General features: G+C 74.2%; 10 protein-coding genes. 4 read left to right on the plus strand and 6 right to left on the minus strand.

Annotation, left to right across the window (positions count from 1 at the left end):
- Window positions 1–68: 68 nt before the first annotated feature.
- A complete protein-coding gene (locus OOK31_RS08740) occupies window positions 69–905 on the minus strand; it encodes an AraC family transcriptional regulator (RefSeq protein WP_267011769.1) in 837 nt (278 codons plus the stop codon).
- A gap of 80 nt (window positions 906–985) precedes the next feature.
- Between OOK31_RS08740 and OOK31_RS08745 the strand changes: the two genes are divergently transcribed.
- The 4 genes from OOK31_RS08745 (at window position 986) to OOK31_RS08760 (ending at window position 8,227) form a co-directional block, all read left to right on the plus strand.
- Window positions 986–5,581: an ATP-dependent helicase gene (locus tag OOK31_RS08745; protein WP_267011770.1), complete on the plus strand. Its 4,596-nt coding sequence runs from the start codon at window positions 986–988 to the stop codon at window positions 5,579–5,581.
- A gap of 182 nt (window positions 5,582–5,763) precedes the next feature.
- Complete coding sequence (locus tag OOK31_RS08750; protein ID WP_267011771.1) at window positions 5,764–6,462, plus strand: hypothetical protein; 699 nt, start codon at window positions 5,764–5,766, stop codon at window positions 6,460–6,462.
- A gap of 164 nt (window positions 6,463–6,626) precedes the next feature.
- The gene (locus tag OOK31_RS08755) at window positions 6,627–7,424 is read left to right on the plus strand and encodes an Fpg/Nei family DNA glycosylase (RefSeq protein WP_267011772.1); all 798 of its coding nucleotides are present in this window, start codon (window positions 6,627–6,629) and stop codon (window positions 7,422–7,424) included.
- A gap of 32 nt (window positions 7,425–7,456) precedes the next feature.
- Window positions 7,457–8,227 (plus strand): SDR family NAD(P)-dependent oxidoreductase, encoded by a 771-nt coding sequence (locus OOK31_RS08760; RefSeq protein ID WP_267011773.1) that lies wholly within the window; start codon window positions 7,457–7,459, stop codon window positions 8,225–8,227.
- Here OOK31_RS08760 and OOK31_RS08765 read toward each other — a convergent pair.
- The 5 genes from OOK31_RS08765 to rimO all read right to left on the minus strand — a co-directional run bounded on the left by OOK31_RS08765 (window position 8,175) and on the right by rimO (window position 11,831).
- Complete coding sequence (locus OOK31_RS08765) at window positions 8,175–8,456, minus strand: hypothetical protein (RefSeq protein WP_267011774.1); 282 nt, start codon at window positions 8,454–8,456, stop codon at window positions 8,175–8,177. The genes OOK31_RS08760 and OOK31_RS08765 overlap by 53 nt on opposite strands.
- Before the next feature lie 187 nt (window positions 8,457–8,643).
- Window positions 8,644–9,024 carry a helix-turn-helix domain-containing protein gene (locus OOK31_RS08770; RefSeq protein WP_007266936.1) on the minus strand — a complete coding sequence of 127 codons (381 nt, stop codon included), beginning with the start codon at window positions 9,022–9,024 and terminating at the stop codon, window positions 8,644–8,646.
- Between the two features lie 109 nt (window positions 9,025–9,133).
- Window positions 9,134–9,673: a CinA family protein gene (locus OOK31_RS08775; protein ID WP_267011775.1), complete on the minus strand. Its 540-nt coding sequence runs from the start codon at window positions 9,671–9,673 to the stop codon at window positions 9,134–9,136.
- Window positions 9,674–9,690: 17 nt separating this feature from the next.
- Window positions 9,691–10,347 carry a CDP-diacylglycerol--glycerol-3-phosphate 3-phosphatidyltransferase gene (gene pgsA / locus OOK31_RS08780; RefSeq protein ID WP_267011776.1) on the minus strand — a complete coding sequence of 219 codons (657 nt, stop codon included), beginning with the start codon at window positions 10,345–10,347 and terminating at the stop codon, window positions 9,691–9,693.
- Complete coding sequence (rimO, locus tag OOK31_RS08785; RefSeq protein WP_267011777.1) at window positions 10,344–11,831, minus strand: 30S ribosomal protein S12 methylthiotransferase RimO; 1,488 nt, start codon at window positions 11,829–11,831, stop codon at window positions 10,344–10,346. The genes pgsA and rimO overlap by 4 nt, the downstream gene beginning before the upstream one ends.
- Window positions 11,832–11,887: the final 56 nt, after the last annotated feature.

The raw sequence follows: 11,887 nt of genomic DNA on the forward strand, positions 1-11,887 counted from the left end.
CCCCCGAACGTACGCAGGACGGGCCGGGCGGGTCTTGTACGTTCTTGCACGCCGGACCTGCTCAGGCCCTAGCCCCCCGCCCGCTCCCGCCGGTACGCGCCCGGGGGGACGCCGACGATGCGGGTGAAGTGCCGGTTCAGGTGCGGCTGGTCGGTGAAGCCGACGGTGACGGCCGCCTCGGCCGGCGGGGTCCCCGCGTCCAGCAGCCGGCGCGCCCGGCGGACCCGGGCGTCGGTGAGCCAGGTGTGCGGCGGCATCCCGTACCGCTCCCGGAAGGCCCGCAGCAGGGCGAAGGGGCTGGTGCCGAGCTCCGCCGCGAGCTGCTCCAGCGAGGGCGGCTCGGCCATCCGCTCCTCCAGGACGGCCCGGGCGCGTTCCGCGTCGGCGGCGCCCGCGCGGCGCGGCGTACGGGCGGGCAGCGGGCCCGCGTGCCGGACGAGCATCCTGGCCACCACGCTCCGCAGCAGGGTGTCGGCGGCCAGCGCGTTCCCGGCCTCGGCGGCCCGGTGGACCTCGGTGATGGCCCGGGAGCCCTCCGCGTCGGCGACCATGTCGGCGGTGAAGCCGGGGGTGCCGCGCAGCGTGCCCGTCTCGGCGGCGACCTCGGTGATCAGGGCGCGGGAGGGGTAGAGCGTGGCGTAGGCCCAGCCCTCGGGGACCCCTGCGCGCGCGGTGTGCGCCACCTCGGGGTTGATCAGGACGACGCTGCCCGGGCCGGCCCGTACCGTCCCGCCGGGCAGGCCGATCTCCTCGACGCCGCCGGTGACGGCCGCGATGACGTACCCGTCGTGCGCGTGGCGCGGGAAGGTGTGGCGTACGTAGTGGGCGCGCAGCAGGTCCAGTCCCGGTAGCTCCTGGTACTGCCAGTGCCGTGCCCACTCCCGGCGCCCCTCGTCCGTCCCCATCTCCCCATTCTGCGCCCCGTCCCACTGCGGCGTTTCCCCAGGTCCGGACCGTTGTCAGTGGCCGGGTGCACGATGGGGGCATGGCAGGCGATGCGCTCGACTCGTTCTCCCCCGCGACCCGCTCCTGGTTCACGGGGGCCTTCCTCACGCCCACGGCCGCCCAGGAGGGGGCCTGGCGGGCGATCGGGGAGGGGTCCGACGTCCTGGTCGTGGCGCCCACCGGCTCCGGCAAGACCCTGGCGGCCTTCCTCGCCGCCCTCGACCGGCTCGCCTCGACCCCGCCGCCCGCCGAGGCCGGCAAGCGCTGCCGGGTGCTGTACGTGTCGCCGCTGAAGGCCCTCGCGGTCGACGTGGAGCGCAACCTGCGCAGCCCGTTGACGGGGATCCGGCAGGAGTCGGCCCGGCTGGGGCTGCCCGAGCCGGACATCCGGGTCGGGATCCGCTCGGGCGACACCCCGCCCGCCGAGCGCCGGGCGCTGGCGAAGAGACCGCCGGACATCCTGATCACCACCCCGGAGTCGCTGTTCCTGATGCTGACCTCGGCGGCGCGCGATGCGCTGTCGGGGGTCGAGACGGTGATCCTGGACGAGGTGCACGCGGTGGCCGGGACCAAGCGGGGCGCCCATCTGGCCCTGTCGCTGGAGCGGCTGGACGAGCTGCTGCCGCGCCCGGCCCGCCGGATCGGTCTGTCGGCGACGGTCCGGCCGGTGGAGGAGGTGGCCCGCTACCTGGCCCCGCGCGGCAAGGTCGAGATCGTGCAGCCGCCGTCGGCCAAGGAGTTCGACCTGTCGGTGGTCGTCCCGGTCGAGGACATGGGCGAGTTGGGCGGCTCCCCCGCCACCGAGGGCCGGGAGGGCGGCGACAAGCCGTCGATCTGGCCGCATGTGGAGGAGCGGATCGCGGATCTGGTCCAGGCCCACCGCTCGACGATCGTGTTCGCCAACTCCCGCCGCCTCGCGGAGCGCCTGTGCAACCGGCTGAACGAGATCGCCTACGAGCGCGCCGTCGGGGAGCCGCTGTCGCAGGGCTCTCCCCCGGCCGAGATCATGGCCCAGTCGGGCGCCGCGCACGGCGCGCCGCCGCTGCTGGCCCGCGCGCACCACGGCTCGGTGTCCAAGGAGCAGCGGGCGCAGGTCGAGGAGGACCTGAAGGCGGGCCGGTTGCCCGCCGTGGTCGCCACCTCCAGTCTGGAACTGGGCATCGACATGGGCGCCGTGGACCTGGTGGTGCAGGTGGAGTCCCCGCCGTCGGTGGCCTCCGGGCTCCAGCGGGTGGGCCGCGCCGGGCACCAGGTGGGCGCGGTCTCCACCGGGGTGGTCTTCCCCAAGTACCGGGGGGACCTGGTGCAGGCCGCGGTGGTCACCGAGCGGATGCGCACCGGTTCGATCGAGTCCCTGCGGATCCCCTCCAATCCCCTGGACGTGCTCGCCCAGCAGCTGGTCGCGATGACGGCGATGGACACCTGGCAGCTGGACGACCTGCTCGCGCTGGTGCGGCGGGCGGCGCCCTTCGCGGCGCTGCCCGAGTCGGCGTTCACGGCGGTGCTGGACATGCTGGCGGGCCGCTATCCCTCGGACGCGTTCGCCGAGCTGAGACCCCGGGTGGTGTGGGACCGGGTCGCGGGGACGGTCACGGGCCGGCCGGGCGCCCAGCGCCTGGCCGTCACCTCCGGCGGCACCATCCCCGACCGGGGGCTGTTCGGTGTCTTCCTCGCCGGCTCCGACCCGAAGAAGGGCGGGGGCCGGGTCGGCGAGCTGGACGAGGAGATGGTCTACGAGTCCCGCGTGGGCGACGTGTTCACCCTGGGCACCAGCTCCTGGCGGATCGAGGACATCACCCGCGACCGGGTCCTGGTCACCCCGGCGCCGGGGGTGCCGGGCCGGCTGCCGTTCTGGAAGGGCGACCAGCTGGGCCGCCCCCTCGAACTGGGCCGTGCCGTCGGGGCGTTCCTGCGCGAGCTGGGCGGGCTCACCGCCGAGGACGCCCGGCTGCGGCTGCTGGCGGCCGGCCTGGACGCCTGGGCCGCGGAGAACGTACTGGCGTACCTCGCCGAGCAGCGCGAGGCCTGCGGGCACGTACCGGACGACCGGACCATCGTCGTGGAGCGCTTCCGTGACGAGCTGGGCGACTGGCGGGTGGTGGTCCACTCCCCCTTCGGCGCCCAGGTGCACGCCCCCTGGGCGCTGGCCCTCGGTGCCCGCCTGGCCGAGCGGTACGGGATGGACGCGCAGGTCATGCATGCCGATGACGGCATCGTGCTACGCCTGCCCGACGCCGATCTGCTCGGCATGGACCTCCTCGACCACGACCCGGCGCACACCGCCGCCGCCTCCTTCGAGTTCGACGACGGGCAGGCCCCGCTGGGCGCGGCCGACGTCACCTTCGACCAAGGCGAGATCGGGCAGCTCGTCACCGACCAGGTGGGCGGCTCGGCCCTGTTCGCGTCCCGGTTCCGCGAGTGCGCGGCCCGCGCGCTGCTGCTGCCGCGCCGCAGTCCCGGCAAGCGCACCCCGCTGTGGCAGCAGCGCCAGCGGGCCTCGCAACTGCTCCAGGTGGCCTCGGAGTTCGGTTCGTTCCCGATCGTGCTGGAAGCCGTACGGGAGTGCCTCCAGGACGTCTTCGACGTGCCCGGCCTGACCGAGTTGATGGGGGACGTCGAGGCCCGCCGGGTCCGCATGGTCGAGGTCACCACCCCCGAGCCCTCCCCCTTCGCCCGTTCCCTCCTCTTCGGGTACGTGGCCCAGTTCCTCTACGAGGGCGACTCGCCGCTGGCCGAGCGGCGGGCGGCCGCGCTGTCGCTGGACTCGCGGCTGCTGGCGGAGCTGCTGGGCCAGGCGGAGCTGCGCGAACTGCTCGACGCCGAGGTGCTGGAGGAGCTGGAGCGGGAGCTCCAGTGGCTGACGGAGGACCGCCGGGCCAAGGACGCCGAGTCGGTGGCCGACCTGCTGCGCCTGCTGGGCCCGCTGACGGACGCCGAGCTGGCCGGGCGGGGCGCGGAGCCGGACTGGGCGCCCGCGCTGGCGGCGGCCCGGCGCGCGGTCCGGGTCCGGATCGGCGGCGCCGAGCACTGGGCGGCGGTCGAGGACGCGGGCCGGCTGCGGGACGCCCTGGGCACGGCCCTGCCGGTCGGGGTCCCGGAGGCCTTCACCGAGCCGGTCAAGGATCCCCTCGGGGATCTGCTGGCCCGGTACGCGCGCACCCACGGGCCGTTCACCACCACCGCCGCGGCCGCCCGCTTCGGCCTGGGCGCGGCGGTGACGGAGGGCGCCCTGCACCGGCTCGCGGCGGCGGGCCGGGTGGTCCAGGGCGAGTTCCATCCGGCGGGCATCGGCCAGGAGTGGTGCGACGCCGGGGTGCTGCGCAGGCTGCGGCGCCGCTCCCTGGCGGCCCTGCGCCAGGAGCTGGAGCCGGTTCCGCCGGCCTCGCTCGCCACCTTCCTGCCGCAGTGGCAGCACCTGGGCGGCGGCCTGCGCGGGATTGACGGCCTGGCCCGGGCGGTGGAGCAGCTCCAGGGGGCTCCGGTCCCGGCCTCGGCGCTGGAGCGGCTGATCCTGCCCTCCCGGGTGGCGGGGTACTCCCCGACCCTGCTGGACGAGCTGACCACCACCGGCGAGGTGGTGTGGGCGGGCGCGGGGGCCCTGCCGGGCAAGGACGGCTGGATCTCCCTCTACCTGGCGGAGGCGGCGCCCCTGCTGCTCCCGGCGCCGCACCCGCTGGAGCTGTCCCCCCTGCACCAGGCGGTCCTCGATGCCCTCTCCGGCGGGTACGGCCTGTTCTTCCGCCAGCTGACGGAGTCGGTCCGCGCCCGCCACCCGGAGGCCACGGACCTGGAGCTGTCCTCGGCGGTGTGGGACCTGGCCTGGTCGGGCCGGCTGACGAACGACACCCTGGCCCCGCTGCGTTCCCTGCTGGGCTCGGGCCGTACGGCGGGCGCCACCGCGCACCGCGCCCGGCGTACGGTCCCGCGCGGCCGGTACGGCAGCCTCTCGGCCACGGTCTCCCGTACGGGCCCGCCCACGGTCTCCGGCCGCTGGTCCCTGCTGCCGGGGCGGGCCCCCGATCCGACGCACCGGGCGCACGCCCTGGCCCGGACCCTGCTGGACCGCCACGGCGTGGTCACCCGGGGGGCGGTGGCGGCGGAGGGGGTCGAGGGCGGCTTCAGCGCGGTCTACCGGATCCTGTCCGCGTTCGAGGACAGCGGGCAGGCCCGGCGGGGCTACGTGGTGGAGGGCCTGGGCGCGGCCCAGTTCGCGATGGACGGGGCGGTGGACCGGCTGCGCGCGGCCGAGCGGACCCCGCCGCCGCTGGCGGCCGTGGTGCTGGCGGCGGCCGATCCGGCGAACGCGTACGGGGCGGCCCTGCCCTGGCCGGAGCCCCCGGCCGGGGCGACGCACAAGCCGGGCCGCAAGGCGGGCTCCCTGGTGGTGCTGGTCGACGGGGAGCTCACGCTGTACCTGGAGCGGGGCGGCAAGACCCTGCTGGCCTGGCCGGAGCCCGCCGACCCGCGCCTCGCGGCGGCCACGGCGGCCCTGGTCTCGGCCTCCCGCGCGGGCACCCTGCCGGCCCTGACGGTGGAGCGGATCAATGCCGCCGCCGCCCTGACCTCGCCGTTCGGGACGGCTCTGGAGGCGGCCGGTTTCCATGCCACTCCGAGGGGGCTGCGGCTGCGCGAGTGAGGGCGGCGCGCGGTCTCAGCCGGGCTACGTATGTCTTGGGCATGTCACGAAACGGCGGCCAGACGCCCCTGGGGCCACCGAAGTACTTATTCATGCTTTATCAAGGTGATCGCACACGTCGCGTTCGACGCCGTGCGAACAGTTTTCCGACATGGGGGATAAGAAAAGTGAGCACCTTCAGCATGCGTAGAAGCACCCTGGCCGCGGTCGGCCTGGCGGTCGCCGGCACCGTCGTCCTCACCGGCTGCAAGGACGGCAACGAAGAGCTGACCCCGGCCGCGCCGAGCGCCCCCGCCGCTTCGCCCTCCTCCTCGGCCCCCGCCGCCGACGGCGGCTACAGCACCCCGCCGAGCGCCTCGGCCGCGCCCAGCGCCTCCACGGGCGGCGGCGACGCCCCCGCCCCCGGCACCGGCGGCACCGCGAAGTCCGGCCAGGTCTTCAAGATCGGCGAGGCCGCGACGGTCCCGTTCAGCTACGGCAGCACCAAGGGCGGCCAGATCGCCCTCACCGTCACCGCGATCGAGCAGGGCAACCCGGCCGACCTCGACGCGCTCAAGCTCGGCGACAAGGTCAAGGGGATGATCCCCTACTACGTCCGCTACTCGGTCCAGAACACCGGTACGACGGACCTGTCGTTCACCTCCGTCGGCCACATCAAGGGCCTGCTCGCGGACGGCTCCGAGGCCCAGGGCGTGTCGGTCATCGGCAAGTTCGAGAAGTGCCCGAACGAGTCCCTGCCGAAGGGCTTCACCAACGGCAAGACGCAGACCAGCTGCGCCATCGCCCTGGCCCCCTCCGCGCAGACGAAGGTCTCCGGCGCCGAGTACTGGGGCGACCCGTACAACTCGCTGAACAAGAACAAGGAGCTCATCTGGAAGTAGTGGGCGGCCCCCCGGCCCCCCACCGCTCCTGACCGACCGGAGAACCCCCTGCGACGGCCACCCCGCCGCCGCAGGGGGTTCTCCGCGCTCCGCCCCCGAGCCCGCCCTTCCGCACTCCGCCCCGCCCGGCCCCGCCCGGCCCCGCCCGGAGCGACAATGGCCGCATGCCCGAAGGAGACAGCGTCCACCGCGCGGCGGCCCGCCTCCACACCGCCCTCGCGGGCCGGCCCCTGACCACCGCCGACCTGCGCGTCCCCCGCTTCGCCACCGCCGACCTCACCGGCCGCACCACCCTCGAAGTGCTCCCGCGCGGCAAGCACCTGCTGGCCCGCCTCGAAGGCGGCCTCACCCTCCACAGCCACCTGCGCATGGACGGCGCCTGGCGCGTCTTCGCCCCCGGCGAGCCCTGGCGCGGCGGCCCCGCCCACGAGATCCGGGCCGTCCTCGCCACCGCCGACGCGACCGCCGTCGGCTACCGCCTGCCCGTACTGGAACTCCTGCGCACCGCCGACGAGGCCGTCGCCGTGGGCCATCTGGGCCCGGACCTGCTCGGCCCCGACTGGGACCCCGCCCTGGCCGCCGCCCGTCTCCTCGCCGACCCCGGCCGCCCGCTCGGCGAGGCCCTCCTCGACCAGCGCAACCTGGCGGGCATCGGCAACATCTACAAGGCCGAGCTCTGCTTCCTGGCCCGGGTGACCCCCTGGACCCCGGTCGGCGCCCTCCCCGACCCGCCGTCCACGCTCCCGCGCCTGGCGGCCGCCGCCCACCGCCTCCTGGCCGCGAACACCGGCGAGGGCCGGCGCCGCAACACCACCGGCAGCCGCCGCCCCGGCCAGGAGCTCTTCGTCTACGGCCGCGCCCACCGCCCCTGCCTGCGCTGCGGCGCCCCCGTCCGCGAGGCCCCGCAGGACGGCCGCCCCACCTACTGGTGCCCCCGCTGCCAGAGCGGCCCGACTAGTTGACGACCCGTCAGATCCGGTCGTACGGTCCCGGCATGCCCACACCCACCGCCTCGTACGACCTCTCCGGCCGCACCGCGCTCGTCACCGGAGCCGCCAGCGGCATAGGCCGCGCCACCGCCCTGCTCCTCGCCGAAGCCGGCGCGGCCGTGCACTGCGCGGACCGCGACGAGCAGGGCCTCGCGCAGACCGCCGCCCTGATCGGCAAGGCCGGGGGCGCCGCCACCGCGCACCCCCTCGACGTCACCGACCGCGCCGCCCTGCGGGCCGCCGTCGCCGCCGCGGGCCCGCTGGACATCGCCGCGGCCGTCGCCGGGGTCATGCACACGAGCAGCGTCCTGGAGACCACCGACGAGGACCTCGACCGGATCCTGGACATCAACTTCAAGGGGGTCCTGCGCACCTGCCAGGAAGCCGTCCGCGCGATGATCGCCGCCGGCCGTCCCGGCTCGGTGATCACCATGGCCTCGGGGGCCGTGGACGCCGCCCAGCCCGGCCTGCTCTGCTACAGCGCCGCCAAGGCGGCCGTGGTCCAGCTGACGAAGACCCTCGCCACCGAGAGCGGCCCGCACGGCATCCGCGTCAACGCCGTCGCCCCGGGATGGATCCGTACCCCCATGACCGGCCGCCACGGCCGCGAGGTCCAGGAGCGGACCGAGGCCGCCATGGTCCGGATGTCGCCGCTGCGCCGGGTCGGCGAGCCCGAGGACATCGCCCAGGCCGTCCTCTACCTGGCTTCCGACGCCTCGTCCTTCATGACGGGGCAGATTCTTCGCCCGAACGGTGGAGTGTCGATGCCGTGGTGACCTCCGGGTCCCGCCCGGCCGCCCCCGGTTCGGCCCCGCCCCGTACGCGTCCGCGCCGCACGGGCGCGCGCGCCGTGCAGTGCACCGGCAGCAGCCCGAGCCCCCAGCCGCCCACCGCCACCGCGCCCTCCACGGCCCCGGAGTCGCCCGGGGCCAGCGCCAGCCGCAGGACGGCCCACCACCACAGGACGCCCGCCGCCAGCGCGAGGGGTATCAGTAACCGCCGCACGGCCACCTCCCAGAGGGCCGGTTCCCGGACGGCCCCATCCTCCCGCACCCCCCGCGCGTACGCACCCAGAACACCCGCCGCGAGCCCCCGCAGGCCCCCCGCGCACGCCCCCGGACGACAAGGAGCCCCGGCCGGCGCTCTCGCACCGACCGGGGCTCCGGTCACACTCACAAGCTCATGTGCACGCTCAAGCGGCTACGACATTCACCGCTTCCACGGGCGCCTTGATGGTCACCCGTTCGGGTCCGCCCGTGACCGAGGCCACGGAGACCGAATTGAGCATCGGGCGCACCGGTGCCGGCACCGGTTCGCTTGCGGCGGCCGACTGCGCAAGCTCTGCCAGCGACAGCTCGTCACTGACTTCGCGCATCAGCTCGGACATCCGTACGTCCAACGCGTCGCAGATCGCGGAGAGCAGCTCGGAGGATGCCTCCTTCTGCCCCCGCTCCACCTCGGAGAGATAGCCGAGAGAAACTCGGGCGGACGAGGAGACTTCGCGCAGAGTACGGCCCTGGCGCTGGCGCTGCCGACGCAGCACGTCACCCAGCAGGCGACGGAGCAGAATCATCGGTGGCTCCCTCCTCTGACCGTGTAGCCGTAACCTTCACGCCCCACCGTACCGCCTCGCGCCGCGGCCGTGCGGGGAGCGATGTCGTGTTCACTCAGGGCTGCAAACATCAAATCCCCCCGTTCTGTTCCGTATCCTGCCCCCGCAGATTCTCGCGGAGTTCGCTCGAGAGGAGTTCGAGCACTGTCCGTGCACTCTCCCTACGGATTTCCGTACGGGAGCCGTTCAACCGCAGCCGGGCCGTTTTCCTGCCCCCCGGACCTGCCACGGCGATGAAAACGGTTCCCACGGGCTGCCCGTCCTGGGGGTCCGGACCGGCCACCCCGGTCGTCGCGATCCCCCACGAAGCGCCCATCACGCGCCGTACTCCGGCGGCCATCTCGGCCGCGACCTGCGCGTTCACCGCGCCTTCGGCCGCCAGCAGTCCCGCGTCCACCCCGAGCACCTGGTGCTTCAGCTCGGTGGCGTAGGCGGTGACGGAGCCGCGGAAGGAGCGTGAGGCCCCCGGCACCGCCGTCAGTTCGGCCGCCACCATCCCGCCGGTCAGCGATTCGGCGACGGCCAGGGTCTGGTCACTCTCCGCGAGCAGGCGCAGCACCTCCCCGGCCACACCCGCCTCACCTTCCGCCGCGCGCGCGGCCTCCGGCACGTCCCCCACCGCGTATGTCACCTCTCGGCCCGCTCCTCGGCCAGCCCGGCCCGGCGCAGCACCACGGCCTGGCGGATGTAGTCCAGACCGGTGACGACGGTCAGCACGACGGCGAGCGCCATCACCCAGAAGCGCAGGGTCGCCAGCGGCCCGGTCAGCGCGAGCACGTACATGCCCACCGCCGTGCCCTGCGCGAGGGTCTTGAGCTTGCCTCCCCGGCTGGCCGGGATCACCCCGTACCGGATCACCCAGAAGCGCATCAGCGTGATCCCGAGCTCCCGCCCGAGGATCACCCCGGTGACCCACCAGGGCAGGTCTCCCAGGTAGGAGAGACAAATGAGCGCCGACCCCATGATCGCCTTGTCGGCGATGGGGTCGGCGATCTTCCCGAAGTCAGTGACCAGGTTGTACGTCCGGGCGAGGTGCCCGTCGAAGATGTCCGTGATCATGGCGACGGCGAAGGCGGCCCACGCCAGCGCCCGCCAGACGGGGTCGTAGCCCCCGTCGGCGAGCAGCAGCAGGACGAATCCCGGCACGAGGACGAGCCGGATCATCGTCAGGATGTTGGCGATGTTCCACAAGCTGGCCTGGTTGACGGCCGCGGCCCCGAGCTTCGCGCCGGGCGCGGGCCGGCGGCCGGTCCCGCCCGCCGCTGATGCCGGGACTCCGGTCATCCGGCCGCCTCCTCAAGATCCACGCCCAGGGGCTCGGCGACGAGGTCCACACCGAGGGTGCCGACCACCTTCGCCGTGACGATACGCCCGGGGACCAGGCCGGTGCCGTCGGTGAAGACGACCTGGCCGTCGGTCTCGGGGGCCTGGTGGGCGGCGCGGCCGTAAGCACCCTCGCCGTCCTCGTCGACGGACTCCACGGACTCGACGAGGACCTCCAGGGTCTCCCCGATCCGCTCCTCCGCGCGCTGCGAGGTGAGCTCCTCGGCGAGGCGCTGCATGTGCGCGAGGCGCTCGGCGATGGTGTCCTCGTCCAGCTTGTTCTCGTAGGTGACGGCCTCGGTGCCGTCCTCGTCCGAGTAGCCGAAGACGCCGATGGCGTCGAGGCGGGCGTGGGTGAGGAAACGCTCCAGCTCCGCGAAGTCCGATTCCTTCTCGCCGGGGAAGCCGACGATGAAGTTGGAGCGGACGCCGGCCGTCGGGGCCTTGGAGCGGATGGTGTCCAGCAGTTCCAGGAAGCGGTCCGTGTCGCCGAAGCGGCGCATGGCGCGCAGCACGTCGGGGGCCGAGTGCTGGAAGGACAGGTCGAAGTACGGGACGACCTTGGGGGTCGAGGTGAGTACGTCGATCAGGCCGGGCCGCATCTCGGCGGGCTGGAGGTAGCTGACGCGGACGCGCTCGATGCCGTCCACCTCGGCCAGCTCGGGCAGCAGGGTCTCCAGCAGGCGGATGTCGCCGAGGTCCTTGCCGTACGAGGTGTTGTTCTCGGAGACCAGCATGATCTCCTTGACGCCCTGCTCGGCGAGCCAGCGCGTCTCGCCCAGCACGTCGCTGGGGCGGCGGGAGATGAAGGAGCCGCGGAAGGACGGGATGGCGCAGAAGGAGCAGCGCCGGTCGCAGCCGGAGGCGAGCTTCACCGAGGCGACGGGGCTCTTGTCCAGGCGGCGGCGCAGGGGCGCGCGGGGGCCGGAGGCGGGCGCGACGCCCTCGGGGAGGTCCGCGGGGGCGGCCTCGGGCTCCTGGGCGTGGCCCGGGAGCGCGACCTCGGCGTCCTGGCGCTCCGCCGGGCTGATCGGCAGCAGCTTGCGCCGGTCGCGCGGGGTGTGGGAGGCGTGGATGCCTCCGTTGAGGATCGTCTGGAGGCGGTCGGAGATGTCGGCGTAGTCGTCGAAGCCGAGGACTCCGTCGGCCTCGGGGAGCGCTTCGGCGAGTTCCTTGCCGTAGCGCTCGGCCATACAGCCGACGGCGACGACGGCCTGGGTCTTGCCGTGATCCTTGAGATCGTTGGCTTCCAGCAGGGCGTCTACGGAGTCCTTCTTCGCGGCTTCGACGAAGCCACAGGTGTTGACGACGGCTACGTCCGCGTCGGCGGCGTCCTCGACGAGCTCCCAGCCATCCGCCGCCAAGCGGCCTGCGAGCTCCTCCGAGTCCACCTCGTTACGGGCGCAGCCAAGAGTGACAAGGGCGACGGTACGGCGTTCGGGCATGGACTCAAGACTACTTCGTCCCGGCGCCGGCCCCCGCCTCACGTCCCCCCACAGCA

This window comes from Streptomyces sp. NBC_00249 (genome assembly GCF_026342355.1).
Taxonomy (GTDB): Bacteria; Actinomycetota; Actinomycetes; order Streptomycetales; family Streptomycetaceae; genus Streptomyces.

Bases quoted from the DNA above. Each gene is read 5' to 3' on its own strand.
- OOK31_RS08770 (WP_007266936.1), bottom strand. From the start codon at position 9,024: ATGATTCTGCTCCGTCGCCTGCTGGGTGACGTGCTGCGTCGGCAGCGC.
- rimO (WP_267011777.1), bottom strand. From the start codon at position 11,831: ATGCCCGAACGCCGTACCGTCGCCCTTGTCACTCTTGGCTGCGCCCGT.
- OOK31_RS08745 (WP_267011770.1), top strand. From the start codon at position 986: ATGGCAGGCGATGCGCTCGACTCGTTCTCCCCCGCGACCCGCTCCTGG.
- pgsA (WP_267011776.1), bottom strand. From the start codon at position 10,347: ATGACCGGAGTCCCGGCATCAGCGGCGGGCGGGACCGGCCGCCGGCCC.
- OOK31_RS08755 (WP_267011772.1), top strand. From the start codon at position 6,627: ATGCCCGAAGGAGACAGCGTCCACCGCGCGGCGGCCCGCCTCCACACC.
- OOK31_RS08750 (WP_267011771.1), top strand. From the start codon at position 5,764: ATGCGTAGAAGCACCCTGGCCGCGGTCGGCCTGGCGGTCGCCGGCACC.
- OOK31_RS08740 (WP_267011769.1), bottom strand. From the start codon at position 905: ATGGGGACGGACGAGGGGCGCCGGGAGTGGGCACGGCACTGGCAGTAC.
- OOK31_RS08760 (WP_267011773.1), top strand. From the start codon at position 7,457: ATGCCCACACCCACCGCCTCGTACGACCTCTCCGGCCGCACCGCGCTC.